At 46.8% G+C, this 24,933-nt stretch carries 11 protein-coding genes; 7 read left to right on the top strand and 4 right to left on the bottom strand.

The features are described 5' to 3' along the window. Positions 1–78 precede the first annotated feature (78 nt). The 3 genes from AB6D93_RS10630 to AB6D93_RS10620 all read left to right on the top strand — a co-directional run bounded on the left by AB6D93_RS10630 (position 79) and on the right by AB6D93_RS10620 (position 3,530). Positions 79–1,899 (top strand): ATP-binding protein, encoded by a 1,821-nt coding sequence (locus AB6D93_RS10630; protein WP_017060622.1) that lies wholly within the window; start codon positions 79–81, stop codon positions 1,897–1,899. A gap of 29 nt (positions 1,900–1,928) precedes the next feature. Then, positions 1,929–3,278, top strand: a complete 1,350-nt coding sequence (locus tag AB6D93_RS10625) for a sigma-54 dependent transcriptional regulator (protein ID WP_102332814.1) — start codon at positions 1,929–1,931, stop codon at positions 3,276–3,278. A gap of 78 nt (positions 3,279–3,356) precedes the next feature. Then, on the top strand, positions 3,357–3,530 hold the full coding sequence (locus AB6D93_RS10620) for a hypothetical protein (RefSeq protein WP_017060624.1): 174 nt from the start codon (positions 3,357–3,359) through the stop codon (positions 3,528–3,530). Positions 3,531–3,584: 54 nt separating this feature from the next. On the opposite strand, the gene AB6D93_RS10615 is transcribed toward AB6D93_RS10620, so the two are convergent. The 3 genes from AB6D93_RS10615 to AB6D93_RS10605 form a co-directional block, all read right to left on the bottom strand. After that, the gene (locus tag AB6D93_RS10615; RefSeq protein ID WP_017060625.1) at positions 3,585–4,946 is read right to left on the bottom strand and encodes a TRAP transporter large permease; all 1,362 of its coding nucleotides are present in this window, start codon (positions 4,944–4,946) and stop codon (positions 3,585–3,587) included. A gap of 2 nt (positions 4,947–4,948) precedes the next feature. Next, a complete protein-coding gene (locus tag AB6D93_RS10610; protein ID WP_048607896.1) occupies positions 4,949–5,704 on the bottom strand; it encodes a TRAP transporter small permease in 756 nt (251 codons plus the stop codon). A gap of 64 nt (positions 5,705–5,768) precedes the next feature. Then, positions 5,769–6,764 carry a TRAP transporter substrate-binding protein gene (locus tag AB6D93_RS10605; RefSeq protein ID WP_016788636.1) on the bottom strand — a complete coding sequence of 332 codons (996 nt, stop codon included), beginning with the start codon at positions 6,762–6,764 and terminating at the stop codon, positions 5,769–5,771. A 346-nt stretch (positions 6,765–7,110) separates the two neighbouring features. Here AB6D93_RS10605 and AB6D93_RS10600 point away from each other — a divergent pair, with 346 nt between their 5' ends. Next, on the top strand, positions 7,111–7,518 hold the full coding sequence (locus AB6D93_RS10600; RefSeq protein WP_004736070.1) for a thioesterase family protein: 408 nt from the start codon (positions 7,111–7,113) through the stop codon (positions 7,516–7,518). Positions 7,519–7,593: 75 nt separating this feature from the next. On the opposite strand, the gene AB6D93_RS10595 is transcribed toward AB6D93_RS10600, so the two are convergent. Beyond that, a complete protein-coding gene (locus tag AB6D93_RS10595) occupies positions 7,594–8,406 on the bottom strand; it encodes a 4'-phosphopantetheinyl transferase superfamily protein (RefSeq protein WP_017060627.1) in 813 nt (270 codons plus the stop codon). Between the two features lie 721 nt (positions 8,407–9,127). On the opposite strand from AB6D93_RS10595, the gene AB6D93_RS10590 reads away from it, so the two are divergent. The 3 genes from AB6D93_RS10590 to AB6D93_RS10580 are packed head-to-tail and all read left to right on the top strand — an operon-like array spanning position 9,128 to position 24,932. After that, positions 9,128–16,963, top strand: a complete 7,836-nt coding sequence (locus tag AB6D93_RS10590; protein WP_102332816.1) for a type I polyketide synthase — start codon at positions 9,128–9,130, stop codon at positions 16,961–16,963. Beyond that, positions 16,963–19,011, top strand: a complete 2,049-nt coding sequence (locus AB6D93_RS10585) for a PfaB family protein (protein WP_102332817.1) — start codon at positions 16,963–16,965, stop codon at positions 19,009–19,011. Before AB6D93_RS10590 ends, AB6D93_RS10585 begins: the two co-directional genes overlap by 1 nt. Beyond that, the gene (locus tag AB6D93_RS10580) at positions 19,008–24,932 is read left to right on the top strand and encodes a beta-ketoacyl synthase N-terminal-like domain-containing protein (protein ID WP_102332818.1); all 5,925 of its coding nucleotides are present in this window, start codon (positions 19,008–19,010) and stop codon (positions 24,930–24,932) included. The genes AB6D93_RS10585 and AB6D93_RS10580 overlap by 4 nt, the downstream gene beginning before the upstream one ends. The last annotated feature ends 1 nt before the right edge of the window (position 24,933 follow it).

Below are 24,933 nucleotides of genomic sequence, written 5' to 3'. Positions count from 1 at the left end.
AAAACTACCGCTATTTGCTACCATAAACGAGAGAAGACAGGCTTGATTGTTTACCAAAGAAATCAGCGGAGAGCCTTCATGTTTCAAGCTTTTAAAATCCCAATACTGTTAATGGTCACATACAGTTTACTGATGGTGTTTGGCGGTCATTGGGTGTGGAGCACGAGCCATGAAAGTTTGTTAAATGATCATCAATCTAAGCTGGACCGCTTTTCTGTTCATATTTCAAGCCAATTGGATAAGTTCGCGCACATTCCCGAGCTGCTTTCAAAAGACAAAGAGCTGGTCGATGCCCTGCACTCTCCAAGTAACTCTGCGCAAATCGAACTCACTAATCGTTATCTAGAGCACGTAAACTCGGTGATTCAAGCATCCGACACCTACCTACTAGACAGTATCGGCACCACCATTGCAGCCAGTAACTGGAATCAACCGCGTTCTTTTATTCGTCGTAACTTTGCTTTCCGCCCCTACTTTCAAGAAGCGATTATTGGCAATGAAAATCAATATTTTGCGCTAGGTTCAACCTCTGGAAAGCGAGGCTATTATTATTCTTACCCCGTCTCCTATGCCGCCGAGATTATTGGCGTCATTGTCGTAAAGATGGATTTATCGCTGATTGAAGCAAGTTGGAAAGGCAAACAGAGTTTTTTTGTTGCTGACGATAAAGATCAAATTGTATTTATGTCGAGTAACCCTGAGTGGCTGTTCAAAAGCCTTCAGCCGCTAAGCGAAGTACAACACACTCGAATTCAAGAAAGCAGGCAGTATCTCGATACAAAAATAGAAAGCCTGCACTTCTCCGGCGATTTAGACAGTGCCACCAGTCGTATTGAGTCGCCACACAAACTCGTCCAAGAGCAGTTCTTTAGTTCTTCGCGTTTCCTAGCCGAACCAAGACTCACCATACGGGTATTTTCTCCAACCCACTTAGTTTGGTGGGACTTGGTTGCTTACCTTGTTGTTTTGAGCCTAATCTTTGCGATTATTTATCTAACAATGCAGCTCAACCACCATAGACAACAAAGACGAGCACAGATAGACAGGCTGCAATCCGAAGCCAAGCAAAAACTCGAATTTCAAGTGCTTGAACGTACATCGGAGTTACATGTTGAGATCAAACACCGTATCGAAACCGAGCATGTTCTGAGGCAAACCCAAGACGAGCTCATCCAAGCCGCCAAACTAGCAGTGCTAGGGCAGATGTCAGCGAGCATCAGTCACGAACTGAATAACCCGCTTGCCGCGATTCGCAGTTATGCCGACAACGGCCGATTGTTTCTTGCCAAAGAAAAAACCGATCGTGTCGATGACAATCTATCGCGAATCTCGGCACTCACTGATCGTATGGCGAAAATCAGCCACCAGCTTCGCTCGTTCGCCAAAAAATCTACTGCGGAAGAGCTACACACCTTACAAATACTCCCAGTTTTACATTCATCGAAAGAGCTGATGAAGCCACAACTCAAGAGCGAGCGAGTTAAGGTCAACGAACTCCCTGAGACCTTTGATGCTTGCGTGCTCGCCAACGCCATTCAACTGGAACAGGTGATCATTAACCTGCTGACCAACGCGATTCAGGCGGTGGAACAACAAGATGACAAACAATTAGCTATTCTGTTAGAGATTAGAGAGTCCGACCATCAACAAGCCAATACCTTGCTAATTCATGTCGATGATAACGGCCCCGGCTTCACCTCCCCTTCTAGCGGAAACTTTTTTGAACCCTTCCATACCACCAAGAAAAACGGACTTGGACTTGGGCTATCGATTTCTCAACAAATAATCAACGGAATAAATGGCAAGCTCGTTACCGGTAGTAGCCCTCAAGGCGGTGCTCGAATCAGCATAGAGTTGCCCCTTGTTGGACATGAACAGCAAACAAAAACTCAGCAATAACCAGAATACAAAGAAGTAAAGGAATCACTATGTGTCACGTCTATTTCATTGATGATGAATCCGATCTAAGAATGGCGATTGAACAGAGCTTCGAGCTCGCCGACATTGATGCCGAATTCTTTCCCGATGCGGAGTCTGCTCTGCTCGCGATTCAAGAAAACGGCTTACCTCACGTGATCATCACTGATATCTGTCTACCAGGTCTATCCGGGCATGATCTGCTCAACACCGTGATGCACAAAGACAAAGAGATCCCCGTGATCATGATTACTGGTCACGGCGATATTTCAATGGCCGTTCAAGCCATCCAATACGGCGCCTATGACTTCATTGAAAAACCTTTCGCTAATGAACGCCTAATCGAAACCACTAAGCGAGCGATAGAAAAACGTCAGCTCACACTAGAGAACCTTGAGTTAAAACGTTCACTCAAAGCCAGCCAAGCACTTGGCCCAAGGATCATTGGTGACACGCAATCAATGACGGATCTGCGGTCTATCATCACTCACGTTGCCGATACCAATGCCGACATATTGCTATTTGGCGAGACAGGTACCGGCAAAGAATTAGTTGCACGTTCTCTGCATGAACAAAGCAGCAGGCGAGAACAAAACTTCGTCGCAGTCAACTGCGGCGCAGTACCTGAAAATCTGATTGAGAGTGAACTGTATGGCCATGAGAAAGGGGCATTCACTGGCGCAGAAAGCAAACGTGTCGGTAAATTTGAATTTGCTCAGGGCGGAACTCTATTCTTAGATGAAATTGAGTCCATGCCAATGCAGGCACAAATTCGCCTGTTGCGCGTCTTACAAGAACGCGTTATTGAGCGAGTTGGTTCAAACGGTTTAGTGCCACTAGATATTCGAGTGATAGCAGCAACCAAAGTCGACCTAAAGAAAGCCGCTGAAGAAGGCTCTTTCCGCCAAGATCTCTATTATCGACTCAATGTTGTGACCTTAGATTTACCGCCGTTAAGAAGCCGACAAGAAGATATCCCAGCACTCTTCCACCACTTCTTACTGGTCGCTGCGGCGCGTTATGGCAAGACTGCCCCTGCCCTTCCACAAAAGGAGCTGCACGCACTTTTGGCTCATGATTGGCCGGGAAATGTTCGAGAATTACGTAATACTGCAGAGCGTTTTGTACTTTTAGGTAAGCTTTCTCACTTATCAGACAGCGCCACTGAAACTACTCAAGAACTGTCTTTGGCAGAATTGGTATCTGACTTTGAAAAAAACACGTTGAAGCAGGCACTTATTGAATGCAATGGCAGTATAAAAGAGACCATGGAGAGGCTGCAATTACCGAGGAAAACCCTCTACGATAAGATGCAAAAGCACCAGCTAACGAAAGAATCTTATAAGGTAGAACCAAACTAAATTAGATTTGGGAGCAAGATCACCTATACTTATTTCGACAACAGGATGTTATGCAACAAATATAATAAGGGAGTGGTTATGGGTGAGAAAACAAAAGTGCCATCGATTACCGATACTTTCGAGATAGATGGTATTTTTTATGCTGACAATCATGTCGATCTACACACGCCAGAATTAGAGGCAAAACGCGCTTTGTATGAGCAGATAAAGCCTCATTCAAATCGTGGCAGAAATATAGATGAGGAGGTCTAGCGACCTCCTCATTTTTTATGGATTAAATTCCATGTCAGTGAATGACTCAAATAGCTACTTGGTTATGATCTCTGGTCCCATCAAGGTGGTTGGTAACCATGTTGATACCCAAGGTACGTAAGTGACGATAATCAGGAATAAGAACATCACCCCAACCCACGGCAATGCGGCTTTTACCACGTTCATCATCGACATCTTCGCGACACCTGCGGTCACAAACAAATTGAGCCCGACAGGCGGCGTTATCATCCCTATCTCCATGTTCACCACCATCATGATACCTAGGTGAATTGGGTCGATACCGAGCGCAATTGCAATTGGGAATACCAAAGGAGCAACGATGATCAGCAAGCCTGATGGCTCCATGAACTGCCCACCAATCAAGAGTAAAACGTTTACTACAATCAAAAAGGTGATCGGACCCAAGCCCGCAGATAGCATAGACTCAGTGATCATTTGAGGAATGCGTTCTTCGGTCAGTACATGCTTAAGAATCAGAGCATTGGCAATGATAAACAGCAGCATGATCGTCAGCTTGCCTGCATCGTAAAGTGTGTCTTTGGTGTCTTTATGGAAAAACGTTTGGAACACCTTAACCAAAGCAGGCTTTGTATTGTTCTTGTCAGCGAAAGGCCCCATATCTTTATAGATAAAGTTGGCAATGAAGAAGGCATACACCGCAGCCACTGCCGCCGCTTCTGTCGGAGTAAAGATGCCGCCGTAGATACCACCTAGAATGATGACTATCAGCAGCAAGCCCCAGCTCGCATCTTTCGCAGCTGCGAACATCTCGCCCCAGCCCACAAATGGCTGTGCCGGAATCTTCTTAATACGTGCTGCGATGTAGATAGCAATCATCAACATCACACCCGCCAGCAAACCAGGAATAACGCCACCTAAGAACATACGACCTACCGATACATCGGTCGCCGCCGCGTATACCACCATCACGATGGACGGTGGAATCAAGATCCCCAACGTACCTGCGTTACAGATAACCCCTGCCGCGAACTCTTTTGAGTAGCCGTTTTTGATCATACCTGCGATAACGATACTACCGATCGCCACTACCGTTGCAGGAGATGAACCAGAAAGGGCTGCGAACATCATACATGCCACAACCGACGCCATCGCCAAGCCGCCGCGGAACCAACCCACCATCGCGATAGCAAAACGGATAATACGTTTCGCCACGCCACCAGTAGACATAAAGCTAGAGGCCAAGATAAAGAAAGGAATCGCTAAGAGTGTATAGTGACCTGCAAAAGCATTAAACAGCGTTTGTGCGACTGAAGCTAATGACGCATCTGAGTGCATCAATAAGAATATTACGCTCGATAAACCTAGGGAAATCGCAATTGGTACACCGACCAACATGAAAGCAATTACCATTAAAAATAGAAATAACATTGCCATGATTAGTCTTCCTTACCGTTAGATTTTGTACTCGACTCATTCGCTTTGTTCTGCGGAGTCGAATTCAATACCGCTGTCGCATCTTCGTCAGAGCCCGCTAGCACGTCTGCTTTCAACGCATCCAGCTCTTCTTCGGCTTCGTGTCCTGCAATCATGCGGTCAAGCTTGCCTGTTACGACTTGGTAAGCAACTTGAGCAAAACGGAACGTTAGCATTGCCATACCAATCGGCAGCGCCATATAAGGAATAAAACGTGGCAGTTTCTCGTATCGCTCGCCTTCATTCAGCCAGTCAGCAAGAAACTGAAGCATCTCTGGCATTGGAATATCGTCGGTCTCGTACCATGCGCGATCGGTCGCGAATGGGTACCAATAATTCCAAGAACCGATAAGAAGTAAGATTGAAAATGCTAGGCAGCTTGTCACGGCGATGAGCGCATACACTTTGCGTAGCTTTTCTGGGGCAAGGTTGATGATCACATCAACACCAATGTGGAAGTGTTTTTTAACGCCATAAGATGCGCCCACTAACACCATCCAAGCAAACATGAACACGGTCAGTTCCAGTGCCCATAAGATGTTGTCATTGAATGCGTATCGAAATACCACGTTGGCAAAAGTAAGTAGCGTCATTGCGCCAAGGAAAAATGCGATTAGTGACTCTTCAATCACATCCGTAACTCTTCCGACTTTGGAAAAAAGAGAGGTTTCCAGTGCTGATTCGCTAGAATTTGGTTGTTCCATTTGAGGCTTTTCCATAATTGACTCCGCTTATAATTGTTTTAATAAGGAGTGACGAATACTCGCCACTCCCTTAGCGGTGTTATTGGTTTGAAGCTAACGCTGCATCGATAAGGTCTGAACCGATGTCTTTTTCAAACTTCTTCCATACTGGTTGAAGTGCAGCTACCCATGCTTCACGCTGTTCAGGCGTAAGTGTACGAACCTCACCACCCGCTTCGATGATGTTGTTTTTGTTCGCTAGGTTAACTTTTGAAGATTCTGCGTTACGCGTCTCAGACACTTCTTGAACGATAGTGCCAAGCTGTGTGCGTACATCTTCAGGTAGGTCTTTCCAGAAGTCGTTTGACGTTACAACTAGGTAATCCAAGATACCGTGATTAGTTTCGGTCACGCCGTCTTGTACTTCAAAGAACTTCTTACCGTAGATGTTTGACCATGTGTTCTCTTGACCATCGATAACTTTAGTTTGCAAGCCACCGTACACTTCTTTGAAAGACATCTTCTGTGGGTTAGCGCCTAGTTGTTCAAACTGAGCCACCAATACATCCGATGCTTGAACACGGAATTTCAAACCTTTTGCATCTTCAGGGCTGATAAGAGGTTTGTTCGCCGACATCTGTTTCATGCCATTGTGCCAAAACGCAAGACCTTGCAGGCCACGACGCTTCATCGCGTTCTTCAGCTTTTCACCAGATTCTGAGTTTTGGAAACGGTCAACGGCTTCTACGTCTTCAAATAGGAAAGGAAGGTCAAAAATGCGGTATTTCTTAGTGAACTTCTCAAATTTTGACAGCGATGGCGCCGCCATTTGAACATCACCATTTAACAGGGCTTCCAGTACCTTATTATCATCGTAAAGTGTTGAGTTAGGGAAAACTTGCATACAAGCTTTTCCATTCATTTCTGTGTTTACTCGCTCTTCCAGTAAAGAAGCGGCGATGCCTTTCGGGTGCTTATCGGTATTGGTTACATGACTGAATTTAATCACGATTTCACCAGGGTCACAGTTTGCAGCAGCATTAAAACTTGTGAGCGCCAGAGCAGATACAGACAGCAGGGTAAGAGGCTTAAACATTATTATTCTCCTTAGTAAACAAAGCAGCCCTTCAATGGGAACTGCGTGCTTTCACTAATGCAATTAGTGCGCCATATTGACACAATTCATTAACAAGCCTTTAACCGCAAGGCTTCATCAGATCTGCCTGCAGTTGTCGCTAACTCGCTACAAAAATTAATGGGTGGAAAATGACACATAGAATATTTGTAAATGGGTGGGAGTTGACCAAAGCATCAGTGATAAATGAGGTCTGACCAAAAGCCCCTTTCACGATGATGCCTTGAAGTAATTTCAACCTATCCTGTAGAGTGCTGCACAACTTAGTCAGATTTACTGATCCACTACTTACCAAGAGTTGCTACCCATGAGTCAGATCTACCATCACCCAGTACAGATTTACTACGAAGATACCGATCACTCAGGTGTGGTTTATCACCCTAACTTTCTTAAATACTTTGAGCGTGCGCGCGAGCATGTGTTGGGCAGCGATAAACTGGCAGAGTTGTGGAATGAACATGGACTGGGGTTTGCGGTGTATAAAGCCAATATGACCTTTCAAGACGGCGTTGAGTTCGCAGAGATCTGCGATATCCGAACCTCTTTTGAGCTCGATGGCAAATACAAAACCTTATGGCGACAAGAGGTATGGCGTAAAGATGCAACCAAACCTGCCGTGATTGGTGATATCGAGATGGTTTGCCTAGATAAAGACAAACAACTTCAGCCTGTACCCGCAGAAGTATTAAAAGCGATGCTTGGCGAAACGAGTTAGCCAATATTACGAATGGCTGAGAGCGAGCCGTGTTCAAGATTAGAAGCTAAAGGTTCTAGTGTAACGAACGTAAACTCAGCCAAGTAGCTTCGATTTGGGGAAGCACTTAATCTCTAATTGCATAGGAAGCGTTGCACCACCAAGCGTCACGGCAAATCGAAACTGGTTATCCAGCCTTCCTAAACTGCATTGCCAATCTGTTGAAGTATTGTCATTTTCAGCAGCATCCAACCCTACACCGTTATGGACAATGATTCCTCCATGTAACTCTGGTCGTAAACCCGACGAATGAACTGGCAGCGTTTGTTGAGTTAGATTGGAAAAATCGAACGAAAAACTTTTCAATGATGTGGCCAACCCCTTACCTGTCGCTTTGATGTACGACTCTTTCAGTGCCCACAAATCAAAAAAACGTTCTCTTTGAGATACCTCATCCAGCTCGAGTAAATCGTTAATCTCAAATTCCGAAAAGTAATGCTTCATGATCGCCGCGATGTTGGTCGAGCTTCTTGCATGTTCTATATCCACCCCAAGCTGTAGTGGTTGCCCTTTCGTTCGGCAGACAGCAATCAGTAAATGATCTTGACTGTGGCTAATATTGAAATTCAGTCCGGTTTTGTGTTGCTGCTCTGCAATCAAGCTTGGTTTGCCTTTTTCACCATACTCAAATCGCCACTCTTCAGCCGTCAAATCAGAGTAGATCGACAGAACCTCTCGTAAGTAGTTACGAACATAGAGCGCTTGGATCTGAGATGAAGGCATTCGATAACGCTCAACCTTAGCGACTTCATCGTCGGTCAGTTTCTGTTTAAGGCACGACACATGATCAGTACCTTCATCCAAATTGCTTAGAGAACAAAGCCACAAATCAACGACTGGTGTTTCCATCTTTTGAGCACTCACTTCTTAAAAATCACTATTCATAAAGCCATCAATAAAACATCAAAACGAACAAATTTAACTCACCTATATTTTGAGAGAAACATAGAGAATTTGGGCAGGAAACACCCTTCATATGCGGACTTAAAACTAATTTTTCAAATAATAACAAATTAAAACACAGATCACACTTAGCCTTACGGAACAGGCATCTATTAAATGTTACTTACAAAAATATGACATAGATCTCACCAAGTAAAAAAATAGAGCATAAACACTAAAAAACCACTCATATCCATTAATTATCAATAAGTTAATTGCATTAAAAATACAAAAAATAAAAGTTCAGTAAAATCATCTGGTCTGAACAGATCATAGTGGCCTCTGGGAGCATTGTATCGGCCACTCACCTCGGGTAGCCTGCTCAACCATTAAACAAATTCACACGTTTTTATTGCGGATACCTGCTTTGCATAAAGCAGTACTTTGGACAGGATTTAAATGGACATTAACCTCACATTCGAATACCCCCTTCACGCATTAAACACGTTCTCAACGTCTGCAAGTCAATGAACTTCGCACCCCCTATTTCAGTCAGGTGGCCAACTTTCGGCAGCCTTACTCTTCAGCTGCGTTTGCCCAAATCTGTTTCAGATTTATTTTCGATTCAATTAAAAGCGCAGCCTCAAAACACGACATCGCCCTCAGTGATTTCAAGTGGAGACTCATAATGAGCCAACCCGAAAAAAATACACCGGAATCAGTCGACGACACTCGACTTAATAAACGTCTTAAAGACATGCCTATTGCTATCGTTGGTATGGCAAGCATGTTTGCGAACTCTCGCTACCTAAACAAATTCTGGGATTTGATCAGCGAAAAGATCGATGCAATTACCGAAGTGCCTGATACACACTGGCGCCCAGAAGATTACTACGATTCAGATCGTACTACGCCAGACAAATCTTACTGTAAGCGCGGTGGCTTCATCCCAGAAGTTGACTTCAACCCTATGGAATTCGGCCTTCCGCCAAATATCCTAGAACTGACTGATACGTCACAGCTGCTATCTCTGATCGTGGCAAAAGAAGTACTTGAAGATGCGAAACTTCCTGAAGGTTACGATCGCGATAAGATCGGTATTACACTCGGTGTAGGCGGTGGTCAGAAGATCGCTCAAAGCTTGAATGCTCGTCTTCAATACCCTGTTTTGAAAAAAGTCTTCAAGAGCAGTGGCATCAACGACGAAGACAGCGAAATGCTGATCAAAAAATTCCAAGACCAATACATCCACTGGGAAGAGAACTCATTCCCTGGTTCATTAGGTAACGTAATTTCAGGTCGTATTGCTAACCGCTTTGACCTTGGTGGCATCAACTGTGTAGTAGATGCTGCGTGTGCAGGTTCTCTAGCCGCAATGCGCATGGCACTGAGCGAGCTGGTTGAAGGCCGCAGTGAAATGATGATCACTGGTGGTGTGTGTACTGATAACTCACCAACCATGTACATGAGCTTCTCTAAAACCCCAGCATTCACTACAAACGAAACCATTCAACCTTTCGACATCGATTCAAAAGGCATGATGATTGGTGAAGGCATCGGCATGGTTGCTCTTAAGCGCCTTGAAGATGCTGAACGTGACGGCGACAGAATCTACTCAGTGATTAAAGGTGTCGGTTCTTCTTCGGATGGTAAGTTCAAGAGTATTTACGCGCCTCGCCCTGAAGGACAAGCAAAAGCACTCAAACGTGCTTATGATGATGCAGGTTTCGCACCGCACACGCTTGGCCTACTAGAAGCGCACGGCACAGGTACTGCAGCAGGCGATGTTGCTGAATTTGGTGGCTTAAACTCGGTATTCAGTGAGAACAATAAAGAGAAGCAACACATTGCGTTAGGCTCTGTGAAATCTCAAATTGGTCACACTAAATCAACCGCGGGTACTGCAGGTTTAATCAAAGCTGCCTTAGCACTGCACCACAAAGTACTGCCGCCAACGATTAACGTATCGGCTCCGAATCCTAAACTGGATATCGAAAACTCGCCGTTCTACCTAAACACACAAACGCGCCCTTGGATGAAACGTGTCGACGGCACACCACGCCGTGCAGGTATCAGCTCATTCGGTTTTGGTGGCACTAACTTCCACGTGGTATTGGAAGAGTACACACCAGAGCACACTCGCGGTGACAAATACCGTCAACGCCAAGTGCCGCAAACTCTGTTATTCAGCGCAGAATCTCGTCAAGCACTGATCAATGAACTTAAACAGGTTTCAACTCAAACTGCAGATGCAGCGTTCAAACTGGAAGCGCTTGCTGAGCAACACGCTCTACGCGAAGTTGACGCTAAGCATGCTCGTCTTGGTTTAGTTGTAACTGACCAAGCAGACCTTCAAGCGCAACTGACTCAAGCGATTCCTATGCTTGAGAGCCAAACCAAAGCACATTGGCAGATGCCAAACGGTACTAGCTACCGTGAGTCAGCACTGATTGCTGAAAACGGCACTAGTAAAGTAGCAGCGCTATTTGCAGGTCAAGGTTCGCAATATCTCAACATGGGTCGCGAGCTTGCTTGTCATTACCCAGAGATGCGCCAACAGCTTGCTCAAGCGGACCAAGTATTTGGTCAGCACAAGAAGACGGCTCTGTCCCAAATTCTATTCCCCATTCCAACCTTCACACCAGAAGCAACCAAAGCTCAAGAAGCGGTGTTAACCAACACGGCCAATGCGCAAAGTGCAATTGGTACTGTGTCTATGGGTCAGTTCGACATCATGACTCAAGCTGGCTTCAAAGCAGACATGGTTGCAGGCCACAGCTTTGGTGAACTAAGCGCACTATGTGCTTCGGGTGTTATCTCGCAAGACGATTACTACCAACTAGCTTTCGCTCGTGGCGATGCGATGGCGGCGACACCTGAACAAGGCGACAGCGGTACTATGTTTGCGGTCATTCTAGACGCAGACAAACTTCCAGCCGTTGAAAGCTGCATCAGCCAATTCGAAGGCGTGAGCATTGCCAACTACAACGCTCCGACTCAATTGGTTATTGCTGGTCCAACAGCAACCGTTCAGCAGGCAGCCCAAGCGCTAACTGAGCAAGGCTTCAAAGCAATTGCTCTGCCAGTATCTGGTGCTTTCCACACCCCGCTTGTTGCTCATGCTCAAAAGCCATTTGCAGCTGCAATTGATAAAGCTTCATTTAGCGCTCCAACGCTGCCGCTTTACTCAAACGCAACGGGCAAACTGCACAGCAAAGACGCTAAAGCGATTAAGAAAGCATTCAAACAACACATGCTGCAATCGGTTCGTTTCAGCGAGCAAATTGAAGCGATGTATGAAGCAGGCGCGCGCGTATTCGTTGAGTTCGGTCCGAAAAACATTCTTCAAAAGCTGGTTGAGAAAACACTGGCTGATAAAAACGAAGAACTTTACGCAATCAGCATCAACCCAAGCCCTAAAGGAGACAGTGACCAACAGCTTCGTTTAGCTGCGGTTCAACTGTGCGTGACAGGTGTTTCATTAGACAACATTGACCCTTACCAAGCTGACATTGCTGAACCTGCAAAGGCATCACCAATGAACATCAAGCTGAATGCAACCAACTACATCAGCCCTGCTACTCGTAAGAAAATGGATCAATCATTGGCTTCGGGCAACGTCACCGAAAAGACTGAGATTGTTGAAGTGAAAGTTGAAGTCGAGAAAATCGTGGAAAAAGAAGTGATTAAAACAGAAATCGTTGAAGTACCTGTGGCTGCTCCTCAAGCTTCAAATGTACAACAGTCAGTTGCAGCAGCGCCAAGTGCACAAGTAGCTCAGCAACCTCAAGTGGCGCAAGCTGCACCAGCGACTATTCAGCCAGCAGCTCAAGTAACGGTTGATGAATCTTCACTGCAGTCGTTCTTCAATGCTCAACAACAAGCAGCAGAAGTACATCAGAAATTCTTGGCGATTCCTCAGCAATACGGTGACACGTTCAATACCCTAATGTCTGAGCAAGCGAAAATGGCAACAGCAGGCGTAGCAATTCCTGAGAATCTACAGCGTTCTATGGAGATGTTCCACCAGCACCAAGCTGAAACGCTAAAAGCGCACGCTCATTACCTAGAGATGCAAGCGCACAGCAACAACTCAGCACTTAACATATTGACACAAGGTTCTGTCGAAACAGTACAACCAACCTTCGTTGCTTCTGTAAATGCTCAGCCAGCGATTCAAGCTACTCCAACTACTTCAGCAGCTATCGTTCAACAGCCTGTAGTTCAAGTGCAAGCTGCTCCTGTACAAGCGGCGCCAGTTCAAAATACAACAGCTCAACAAGCTCCGGTACAGAAAGCCGTTCCTGCCCCACAAGTAGCGGCTCAAGCGGCAGCGCCTGTTGCAGCTCAACCTGTGCCAGTTAAAGCACAACCGGCTCCTGTGGCGGCACCAGTAGCAGTACAATCAGCAGATGCTGAAAAAGTGATGCTGGAAGTGGTCGCTGAGAAAACGGGTTACCCAACGGAGATGCTTGATCTAGAAATGGACATGGAAGCAGATCTTGGTATCGACTCAATCAAGCGCGTAGAGATCCTTGGTACCGTTCAAGACGAGATGCCAAACCTACCTGAGCTGAACCCTGAAGATTTAGCTGAGTGTCGCACTCTTGGTGAAATCGTTACCTACATGAACAGCAAGATGCCAGCATCAGCGCCTGTGGCAGCACAGCCAAGCGTAACCGCTCCTGTTCAAGCAGCTAACGGTCTTGATGCAAAAGTCGTTCAACAAACCATGCTTGAAGTGGTTGCTGAGAAGACAGGTTACCCAACGGAAATGCTTGATCTAGAAATGGATATGGAAGCAGACCTTGGCATCGACTCAATCAAACGTGTTGAGATTCTTGGTACGGTTCAAGATGAACTGCCTACTCTTCCAGAGCTAAACCCTGAAGACTTAGCTGAGTGTCGTACTCTTGGCGAAATCGTTGCTTACATGAATACTAAAAGCATGAACAGCAAACTTCCAGCTTCTGCTCCTGTGCCTTCACTAGCACCAGCAGTTACTCCGGCAACATCTAACAACGGACTAGATGCGGCTGTCGTTCAAAAAACCATGTTAGAAGTAGTAGCAGAGAAAACGGGCTACCCGACTGAAATGCTAGACCTAGCAATGGATATGGAAGCTGACCTTGGTATCGATTCAATCAAGCGTGTTGAGATTCTTGGTACGGTTCAAGATGAACTACCGACTCTTCCAGAACTAAACCCTGAAGACTTAGCTGAATGTCGCACTCTAGGCGAAATCGTAGCCTACATGAACAGCAAGCTTCCAGCTTCTGCTCCAGTAGCAGCTCAAGCATCTGCGCCAGCAGTATCAAACGGTTTAAACGCAGAACAAGTTCAAAGCACAATGTTGAGCGTAGTAGCGGATAAAACGGGCTACCCAACAGAAATGCTCGACCTAGCAATGGACATGGAAGCTGACCTTGGCATCGACTCAATCAAACGTGTTGAGATCCTTGGTACGGTTCAAGACCAACTACCAACCTTGCCAGAGCTAAACCCTGAAGACCTAGCTGAGTGTCGTACTCTGGGTGAAATTGTAGACTACATGAACAGCAAGCTAGCTCCGAATTCGGAAGCAGCGACAGTAGCTCCTGCTCCAGAAGCCGCTGTAGAAAGCACGAGCAACGACCTAAACCCTGCTCACGTTCAATCAACTATGATGGAAGTGGTTGCCGACAAAACAGGCTACCCAGCAGAAATGCTCGACCTAGCGATGGACATGGAAGCTGACCTTGGTATCGATTCGATTAAACGCGTTGAGATCTTGGGTACGGTTCAAGACCAGCTACCAACGCTGCCAGAGCTAAACCCTGAAGACTTAGCTGAGTGTCGTACTCTTGGTGAAATCGTTACCTACATGCAAAGCAAGCTATCCGTTGCTGCACCTGTAGCGACTGCTAAAGCTGAATCAGTAACGCCTATCGCAGAAACAGCGACAGCGGAACTTCCTCCACACAATGAGGTAGCGCTAAAAAAGCTACCAGCGGCAGATAAACTCGTCGATTGTTTCTCAAAAGACGCTTGTGTCGTGATCACAGATGATGGTCACAACGCCGGTGTTCTAGCAGAAAAGTTGACCGCTAACGGCATTCAAGTTGCTGTAGTGCGTAGTGCTCTTTCTGCCGCGTCACCTTTAAACAGTGAAATCGCAAGCTACACACTCAACAGCGTCGATGATGCTGGTGTGACTGCAGTTATTAACGACATCGAAGCAGACCTTAAAACGTCGAACAAAGTGATTGCTGGCTTCATTCACCTACAAGCTATCGTTGATGCTAAACAAAGCAACGAGCAAGCGGTTAACTTGAATGCAGACTCAAGAGCTTCACTGACGACAGCGTTCTTATTCGCCAAGCACCTAAATGGCCAACTGAATGCCGTTTCTGGTCGTAGCGTGTTCTTCACACTAAGCCGTATCGATGGTGGCTTTGGTTACCTAGATACTAAGCAATTAGCGAATGCAGAACTTAACCAAGCGGCTCTATCTGGTCTAACTAAGACACTGAGCCATGAATGGTCAAACGTATTCTGCCGTGCATTGGATGCTGACGCTTCTATTGATGCTCGTCACCTAGCTGAAGCTATCACAGGTGAACTGTTCGATATCGATACCAACACGGTTGAAATCGGCCTTAGCCATACGGAAAACGGTGAATCTGGTCGTGCAACACTGATTGCGACAACACCAGGCGCTGCACAAACTAAAAACACAGGCGCTCAACTCACCAAGAGCGACAAAGTTCTCGTAACTGGTGGCGCTAAAGGCGTGACGTTTGAATGTGCACTGACGCTTGCTAAGCAATGTAAATCTCATTTCGTTCTTGCAGGTCGTAGTAAGCATATTACTTCAGTTGATCTACCTCAGTGGGCACAAGGTAAGCAAGAGAAAGAGCTAAAACCAGCGGCTATCGCTCACCTACAAGCAACAGGTGACAAACCAACGCCGAAGAAAGTAGATGCCTTGCTAAAACCTGTATTGAGCAGCCTTGAAATCAACGCAGCACTTGCCGCTTTCAATGAGATCGGCGCGAGCGCTGAATACCTAAGCCTAGATGTATCGAACCATGAGTCAGTAGCAAAAACACTGGCAAACTTCGAAGGCATCACAGGTCTTATCCACGGTGCAGGTGTACTGGCTGACAAGCATATTCAAGACAAAACGCTTGATGAACTGAACATGGTTTACGGCACCAAAGTGGGCGGACTAGAAGCGGTTCTTGGTGGTCTTGATTGCAGCAAGCTAAAACTGATTGCGATGTTCTCTTCGGCGGCGGGTTTCTACGGAAACACAGGCCAAAGCGATTACTCAATGTCCAACGAGATCCTGAACAAAGCGGCTCTACAGCTGTCTGCTCGTAACCCTCAAGCGAAAGTGATGAGCTTCAACTGGGGACCGTGGGACGGTGGCATGGTCAACGCAGCACTGAAACGTATGTTTACAGAGCGCGGTGTGTACGTAATTCCTCTTCAGGCGGGTGCAGAGCTATTTAGTTCTCAACTACTGAACGAAACTGGCATTCAACTGCTGGTTGGTACGAGCATGCAAGGTTCTGACAACAAGGAAGCTGCTGTAAAAAAGCTTAATGCGGAGTCTGTGCACCTTGCAGAGAGTCCGCTGAATACAAGCATTACTGTGACACGTCATCTTGATCCAAAGGCATTGCCTTTCATTCAAGATCACTGCATTGCCGGTAACCCAGTGTTACCGACAGTGTGTGCCATCCAATGGATGCGTGAAGTCGCAGAGCAACTGTTAGGGGTGAACGTTAGCGTTCACAACTACAAACTGCTGAAAGGTGTGATTTTTGATACTGATGAAGTGAAAGAGCTGAAACTGGTTCTTTCCTCTGATGCTAAATCAAAAGATCAGCTAAAAGCAGTAATCAGCTGCCAAGGACGACCACAGTATCAAGCTCAGTTGCAAGTTGCCTCTGTGCAAATGTCTGAAGATGTTCAACAAGCGTCGACAAAACGCTTTGAAGCCAGCACTTCAGCACCTGTAACAACGGCACAAGCTCTATACAGTGACGGCACTCTGTTTCATGGACCAAGATTGCAAGGTATTACCTCAGTTGAGCGCTTTGACGACTTAGGCTTATTGGCTCAGTGCCAGTTGCCTCAGATTGAAAACAGCGACTGCGGATCATTTATTCCTAAGCAAGGCTTTGGCGATAGCCAACCATTTGCTGAAGATTATCTGTTGCAAGCAATGCTGGTATGGGCTCGATTGAAGTACGGCGCGGCAAGCCTACCGTCTGCAATCGGTGAGTTTATTTGTTACGCACCGATGCACAATGGTGACCAAGGTTGGCTAGAGCTGAGCGTGATAAAAAGCACGGCTCGTTCGCTGCAAGCTGATATCTCACTTTACCACCAAGATGGTCGTTTAAGTGCGGTAATGAAAGGTGCCAAAGTCACCATCAGCAAGAGTTTAAACGATGCATTTTTGCCAAAGTCTAGCTCAGCAGTATCAAAGAAAGAGGCGACTAAAAACGCAGAAAAGGAGCAATTGTCATAGTGACTGTTCCTACTAATAAAGCGATGCCATTGCGCATCGCTCTTTTAGCTCAGCCAGCAAACGCGGCTGAGCTTTCTGCCGACTTATCACCTTCGCTTCCAGAGATGGTTACTGTTGTGGTCGATGGCAATTTTAATCAAGCACTTGCTCAAGCGATTGAGGCTGTCATTCAAGGTAGTGTTATTAAACTTTGTTTAGATTCTCACTCACCATCATTGTTGATGTTAAGTGCGCTGAATGCTGCTCAGAATAAGATTCACCCACACGCGAATTTGGCGAGCTTTGTAGATACAGCTACCGGAAATAGCATTCAGCTAGCTCTGGATATTGCACGCCGCCCCGCTTCAGATTTAAGTCATCAACAGCAACACTCTGACTTATCGGCTTCGCAGCAGTTTGATGAATTGTTGAATATAGTTAATGCGATATCGAGCCGTTCATTACCGAGCCATTCATTACCTAACCATTACTGGTTCACTGAGCCAAACAAAGCACGTGTTGCTGCGTTAACTTTCAGTGACGATAGCCCAAAAGCCACCAGCCTGATATTGACTCAAGCGACCGGTTTGCACGAGCCAAAGCCATTGCTATCCAGCGAGAGTTTGATGTTTGTGGTTTCTGGCTGCGAGCAAACTGAATTGGTTTCTCAGTTGGCCTCACTAAGAGCTGAGCTTAAATGCGTTAGTGATTCGGCAGACAGAGAACTTGCTATCGCCAGCTTGATGTATTCAAACCTAAGTCATTTCCAAAGCGCTCAACACAATGCTGACTGTGGTGCGAATATCGTGATTCAGGCGGCTTCAATCGATGCTGCACTGCAAGAGATCACAGCGCTAGAAAATGCGTTGCCAAAAATAATGGCTGACAATAGCCAATACAAGACTCCAGCAGGCAGTTGTTTCTCACCAAAGCCTCAAAGCAAAGGTGGCGTTGCATTTGTTTACCCTGGTGTTGGCACGGTTTATCCCGGTATGTTGCGCGATTTTCACCACCATTTCCCACAGTTATTTGCTCGTTTAGAACGTGAGGGTAACTTGAAAGAGATGCTGCAGGCAGAGAAAACCTACGCTGAAGATTCGCAAGAAATGTCGCTTAGTGAATTGGCAATTGCCGGTGTAGGCAGTAGTTACCTGTTAACACAACTGCTATGTGATGAATTCAAAGTGCAGCCAGATTTCGCTTTGGGTTACTCCAAGGGTGAGGCTTCCATGTGGGCCAGCTTAAATGTTTGGAAAAACCCACATGCGCTGATTGAGATGACTCAAACTAGCCCTATTTTCACCACGGCAATTTCTGGCGAACTCACTGCAGTGCGTCAAGATTGGCAGCTGAACGGCGACGAAAGCATCCAATGGAACAGCTTTGTGGTTCGCAGTGATGCGCAAGCGATTGAGGCTCTGTTACCAGAGTTTCCACGCGCTTATCTCGCTATCATCCAAGGTGACACTTGCGTACTGGCAGGTTGTGAAAGCACATGTCGTGCATTGCTCAAAAAACTGGGTAAACGTGGCATTGCCGCGAATCGTGTTACCGCAATGCACACCACACCAGCATTGAGCCAACATAGCCAAGTGCGTAAGTTTTACACGCAACCACTGTTCGACGAATTGCCAAAGCATATCCGCTTTATCAGCGCAGCAGGTCTAACGACGGGCGCACCAATCAATATCGACAGCGACAGCATCGCCCTTTCAATTGCCGATACTTTCTGTTCGACGCTGGATTTCACCGCGTTGATCCAGAGTGTGCGTCAGCAAGGTGCTCGTCTGTTTGTCGAAGTAGGTGCCGATCGTCAAACCAGCACATTGATCGACAAGATCAATCGTAGCGACAACGTAGCAGACCAATACTGCACAATCGCTTCCAATGCCAAAGGCGGTGACGATGTTGTCACGCTCATCAAATGCATTGGTCAGCTCATTACTCATCAAATCCCATTGTCTGTCGAGCCTCTTATCCAAGGGCTAGAACAACAGATCACCGCAGCTAAGCAATTAAGTGGTGTGTCTCAAGGCAGCGCAGTGAATCATCAAGGAGAGCTAGTATGAGTTCTCAATCGAAACCATCTCAATATAAATATCAGGCTCAGAATAAGCAGCAAGTGAAGTGCAATAAGATCGCGATTGTCGGTATTGCTAACCAATACCCAGAAGCTGATACGCCAAAAGACTTTTGGCAAAACTTGCTGGATAAAAAAGATTCTCGAACCACATTAAGCGCTGAAAAATTAGGTGCTGAACCTGAAAGCTATCAGGGCGTGCAAGGTGAGTCAGACCGCTTTTACTGTGATAAAGGCGGCTACATCGAAAACTTCAATTTCGACAGCAATGGCTACCGCTTGACAGCAGAATCATTCAACGGTGTTGACCAAAGTTTCCTATGGGCTTTGGATACCAGTCGTAAGGCGTTAGTTGACGCCGGCATTGATTTAAATGCCGATGTTTTAGAGCGTACAGGCGTGATCATGGGTGCCCTTTCGTTCCCAACCACACGCTCGAACGACCTGTTTCTGCCGATGTATCACTCGGTCGTCGAAAAGGCACTACAAGCTAAATTGGCTAATGACCAGTTTTCACTGCTACCAACCAATGAAACCGCGCAAGACCTTAATCCGATCAATGGTGCTGCAGCACACAACGCCTCGAAGTTAGTGGCTGATGCGCTAGGTTTAGGCAACGTGCAACTTAGCCTAGATGCGGCATGTGCAAGCTCAGTGTATTCATTGAAGTTAGCGTGTGATTACTTGAACACGGGCAAAGCCGACATGATGTTGGCAGGCGCGGTATCCGGTGCTGACCCATTCTTTATCAACATGGGTTTCTCCATCTTCCACGCTTACCCTGACCACGGTGTTTCGGTTCCGTTTGATAGCAATAGTAAAGGTCTATTTGCTGGCGAAGGTGCCGGTGTTTTAGTCCTAAAACGCTTAGCTGATGCAGAGCGAGATGGCGACAACATCTACGCAGTCGTTAGCGGTATTGGCTTGTCGAACGATGGCCGTGGCCAGTTCGTATTAAGCCCAAATAGCAAAGGACAAGTACAAGCCTTTGAACGCGCTTACGAGGCATCAAACCTAACCCCAGACAGCATCGAAGTGATTGAGTGTCACGCAACCGGCACACCATTAGGTGACAAGGTTGAGTTAACCTCAATGGAGCGTTTCTTTGCTGACAAATTGAATGGTTCTAACCCGCCATTAATTGGCTCTGCGAAGTCCAACCTCGGTCACTTGCTGACTGCGGCGGGTATGCCGGGGATCATGAAGATGATCTTTGCGATGAAAGAAGGCGTGCTTCCGCCAAGTATTAATTTGGACAAGCCGCTATCGTCGCCAGAAGGTTTATTTGGCTCACAGACGCTACCAACGCAAGTTCAACCTTGGCCAAGTAAAGCGGGCAACTCAGAGCGCTGTTCGGGTGTTTCTGTATTTGGTTTCGGTGGTTGTAACGCACACTTACTGCTTGAAGCGTACTCAGATAAGAGTCATGTAAACCAGACTCTAGAGTCGGCATCTCCAAGCCTACAGCCGTCTAATTTAAGCATTACTGGCCTAGCGTCTCACTTCGGTTCTCTGCAAAGCATCAACGCGCTGAGCACTGCGATTGAAACCAACAACGATGCTTTCATTGCTTTGCCTAAGAAGCGCTGGAAAGGTTTAGACCAACATCCAGAACTGCTGAATCAGTTTGGTTTACACGGCATTCCAAACGGGGCTTACATCGATCAATTCGACCTCGATTTCCTACGCTTCAAAGTACCGCCGAATGAAGATGACCGTTTGATCTCTCAGCAGTTGCTACTGATGAAAGTTGCAGACGAAGCGATCAAAGATGCCAAGCTTGTGGCAGGCCAAAAGGTTGCAGTACTGGTAGCGATGGAAACTGAGCTTGAGATGCACCAATTCCGTGGACGCGTAAACCTGCATAGCCAATTGGCTGACAGCTTTGCCAACATGGGTATTGAGCTAACACAAGACGAATACCAATCGCTAGAAACCATCGCGATGGACAGTGTGATGGACGCAGCCAAACTGAACCAATACACCAGTTTCATCGGCAATATAATGGCTTCGCGCATCTCTTCATTATGGGACTTTAATGGCCCTGCCTTTACGATTTCAGCCGCTGAACAGTCAGTTGCTCGTTGTGTCGATGTCGCGCAAAACCTGATGTCGCAAGAATCCATGGATGCAGTCGTGATTGCAGCCGTCGACCTAAGCGGCAGTGCGGAACATGTGATTCTGAAGAACAGCGTGAGCCCAGTGTCGCTTGATCCAAAATTCGGACAACCGCAAGACGGCAGTTGGAATGTGGGCGAAGGCGCAGGTGCAATTGTTCTTGTGGAAGAAGGTCGAGTAGCGAGCAACCAAGACACAGCTTACGGCAGCATTAACGCCTTGGCCTTTGGCTCAAGCGAGCGTAACAACGCCGTTGTTGATGAGTTACTGACTCAAGTCGGTATGAGCTCAAACGATGTTTCTCTGCTTGAGCTTAACCATGCACCTGAGTCTTTGTCACACGAGCTTGTATCTCTCAACTTGGAAGTTACCAAGACCACTCAAGCGAGCCAACGTGTTGGTCACTGCTCTGCAGCTTCTGGCATGGCAAGCCTGCTACACGGTCTCCTCAACCTGAACCTTGAGTCTCTGAATCCAAATATCAGCTCTAAGAGCGCGATTGTTGCCAACATCAGCGAAGGACAATGTTCACAGCTGCTACTAAGCCAGTCGAGTGTTGAATCTCAGTCACTTTCCGTTCGTTTAAGCAATGAACTGGCGAGCGATGCTAAACGTCAATTGGTTAAGCAAGTGACTCTTGGTGGTCGCGATATCTATCAACATATTGCCCAAACCCCAGTGACTAACTTGGCAACGATTCAGCAGAAAGCTTCTGGCAAACAAGCAGCAAGAGTAGCGTCGATTCCAACGACAGCAAACATCAAAGCAGCCCTTGCGCAAAAAGAGTTAGAGAAGAAGGCATTAGCGCAGAACGCGGTAGAGCCAGTCATCGAAACTCCTACATCAGTATCCCCTACTCTGGCGCCAACTCGCCACAGTCAGCTAACAGGTAACCACAGCAATATGACTCATGTCCTATCCGCTAAAAATGGCGTATCAAATATCGACGCTAATACGGATGCAGCATCACAGCCGTCTGTAACACCACACAACCAAGCTTTTGCTCAAAATCAGCAAGCAGCTCAACAGGTACACAAAGCATTCCTGCACACTCGTGCCCAAGGCATGCAGATGGCTGATGCGCTATTAAAAGCACAGTTAAACGCAATTACGTCTGGTTTAGATAGCTCAGCCGAAACATCAACTCAGCCTGTGCAAGCTCAACCAGCTCAGGTTCAGTCAGCGCCAGTAAACGCACTTGCGACACTAGCACCAGTAAAACCTATCCGTAAACCATGTATCTGGGATTACGATGATCTGGTTGAATACGCTGAAGGCGACATCGCCAATGTATTTGGCCCTGACTACGCGATCATCGATAGCTACTCGCGCCGCGTTCGCCTACCAACCACAGACTACCTATTGGTATCTCGTGTAACCAAGCTCAACGCGACAGTGAACGAATACAAGCCAAGCACCATGACCACAGAGTACGACATCCCAGTTGATGCGCCGTATCTTGTTGATGGTCAAATCCCTTGGGCTGTAGCGGTAGAATCTGGTCAGTGTGACCTAATGCTGATCAGCTACTTAGGCATTGATTTCGAAAACAAAGGCAAGCGTGTTTATCGCCTGCTTGATTGTACACTGACCTTCCTTGGCGACTTGCCTCGTGGTGGCGATACGCTGCGTTACGACATCTCAATCAACAGCTTTGCTCGCAATGGCGACACGCTACTGTTCTTCTTCTCGTACGAATGTTTCGTTGGCGACAAGATGATCCTGAAAATGGATAACGGCTGTGCGGGCTTCTTCACTGATGAAGAGCTAGCCGATGGCAAGGGCGTGATTCACACTGAAGATGAAATCAAGGCTCGTAAACTTACCACTAAGCAACGTTTCGACCCTATGTTGCACTGCCCTAAAACGCAGTTTAACCACCAAGAACTGCGCCACCTACTGACTGCCAACATCGCAGAGTGTTTTGGCCCAACTCACCAATCTAATCGCCACCAGCCTTCACTATGCTTCAGCTCAGAGAAGTTCATGATGATCGAAAAAGTTAGCCGTGTTGAACCGCAAGGCGGCACATGGGGACTTGGTCTGATTGAAGGTCACAAGCAGCTAGAGCCTGAGCACTGGTACTTCCCTTGTCACTTCAAAGATGACTCAGTAATGGCTGGTTCTTTGATGGCAGAAGGTTGTGGTCAACTGCTGCAGTTCTTCATGATGCACCTTGGCATGCACACGCTTGTTCAAAATGGGCGTTTCCAACCGCTTGAAAATGCCCCTCAACAAGTACGCTGCCGTGGGCAGGTGCTACCACAATCGGCAGAACTGACTTACCGCATGGAAGTGACCGAGATTGGTCTAAGCCCTCGCCCATACGCGAAAGCTAACATCGATATCTTGCTGAACGGCAAAGTGATTGTTGATTTCCAAAACTTGGGTGTGATGATCAAAGAAGACGACGAATGTACTCGTTATCTGCCTTCTTTAGAAACAGCTGTCGCGACCCCTGTTATCGAAAGCTTGGACCATAAAAGCTTGGGCCATACACCAGCAGTGAACCAACAGGCTTCAGCGAATGCACCACTCATGGCGCAAATTGAAGACCTAGAAACAGCGCCAAATAAAGGCGTGATTCCTCTTCAACATGTTGAAGCTCCGGTAACGCCTGATTACCCGAACCGCACACCCGATACGGTTCCATTCACGCCATACCACATGTTCGAATTCGCGACTGGCGACATCGAAAAATGTTTCGGCCCTGATTTCTCTATCTACCGTGGGATGATTCCACCACGTACTCCGTGTGGCGACTTGCAGTTAACCACTCGTGTCGTTGAGATCGACGGCAAGCGTGGCGACTTCAAGAAACCTTCATCGTGTATCGCTGAATACGAAGTGCCAGAAAATGCATGGTACTTTGATGAAAACAGCCACCATACCTTGATGCCTTACTCGGTGTTGATGGAGATTTCACTGCAGCCAAACGGCTTCATCTCTGGCTACATGGGCACCACACTAGGCTTCCCAGGTGAAGAACTGTTTTTCCGTAACCTAGACGGCAGCGGCAAAATGCTGCGTAACGTCGACTTGCGTGGCAAAACGATCACCAACGATTCTCGCCTGCTTTCAACCGTAATGATGGGTACAAACATCGTACAGAGCTTTAGCTTCGAACTGAGCACTGACGGCGTGCCATTCTACGAAGGTACAGCGGTATTTGGTTACTTCAAAGGCGCAGCACTGAAAGACCAACTGGGTTTGGACAACGGTAAGGTGACTCATCCTTGGCACGTTGATAACAAGCGCACGCCGGATGTAAACATCAACCTGCTAGACAAAACGACGCGTTACTTCAATGCACCTGTCTCGTCTACTGGTGAAGTACAAGAGCACTACAAATTGGCCGGCGGTCGTTTGAACTTTATCGATACCGTGCAGATCACTAGCGATGGTGGTAAAGACGGTCTTGGTTACCTATACGCTGAGCGTACGATTGACCCAAGTGATTGGTTCTTCCAATTCCACTTCCATCAAGATCCTGTAATGCCAGGTTCTCTAGGTGTCGAAGCGATCATCGAACTGATGCAAACCTACGCGCTAAACAAAGACCTTGGCGCTGGCTTCCGCAATCCGAAATTTGGTCAAATCCAATCTGAAGTGAAATGGAAATACCGTGGTCAGATTAACCCTCTGAACAAACAGATGTCACTGGATGTACACATCACTGCAATCAAAGACGAAGACGGCAAACGCATCATCGTTGGCGACGCAAACCTAAGCAAAGATGGTCTGCGTATTTACGAAGTGAAAGACATCGCGATTTGTATCGAAGAAGCATAAG

It is taken from the genome of Vibrio sp. 10N.247.310.23 (genome assembly GCF_041467155.1).
Classification (GTDB): domain Bacteria; phylum Pseudomonadota; class Gammaproteobacteria; order Enterobacterales; family Vibrionaceae; genus Vibrio; species Vibrio crassostreae_C.
Note: the sequence above shows the minus strand (reverse complement) of the source record. Positions and strands in the feature narration are given on the sequence as shown.

Bases quoted from the DNA above. Each gene is read 5' to 3' on its own strand.
- AB6D93_RS10630 (WP_017060622.1), top strand. From the start codon at position 79: ATGTTTCAAGCTTTTAAAATCCCAATACTGTTAATGGTCACATACAGT.
- AB6D93_RS10625 (WP_102332814.1), top strand. From the start codon at position 1,929: ATGTGTCACGTCTATTTCATTGATGATGAATCCGATCTAAGAATGGCG.
- AB6D93_RS10620 (WP_017060624.1), top strand. From the start codon at position 3,357: ATGGGTGAGAAAACAAAAGTGCCATCGATTACCGATACTTTCGAGATA.
- AB6D93_RS10615 (WP_017060625.1), bottom strand. From the start codon at position 4,946: ATGGCAATGTTATTTCTATTTTTAATGGTAATTGCTTTCATGTTGGTC.
- AB6D93_RS10610 (WP_048607896.1), bottom strand. From the start codon at position 5,704: ATGGAAAAGCCTCAAATGGAACAACCAAATTCTAGCGAATCAGCACTG.
- AB6D93_RS10605 (WP_016788636.1), bottom strand. From the start codon at position 6,764: ATGTTTAAGCCTCTTACCCTGCTGTCTGTATCTGCTCTGGCGCTCACA.
- AB6D93_RS10600 (WP_004736070.1), top strand. From the start codon at position 7,111: ATGAGTCAGATCTACCATCACCCAGTACAGATTTACTACGAAGATACC.
- AB6D93_RS10595 (WP_017060627.1), bottom strand. From the start codon at position 8,406: ATGGAAACACCAGTCGTTGATTTGTGGCTTTGTTCTCTAAGCAATTTG.
- AB6D93_RS10590 (WP_102332816.1), top strand. From the start codon at position 9,128: ATGAGCCAACCCGAAAAAAATACACCGGAATCAGTCGACGACACTCGA.
- AB6D93_RS10580 (WP_102332818.1), top strand. From the start codon at position 19,008: ATGAGTTCTCAATCGAAACCATCTCAATATAAATATCAGGCTCAGAAT.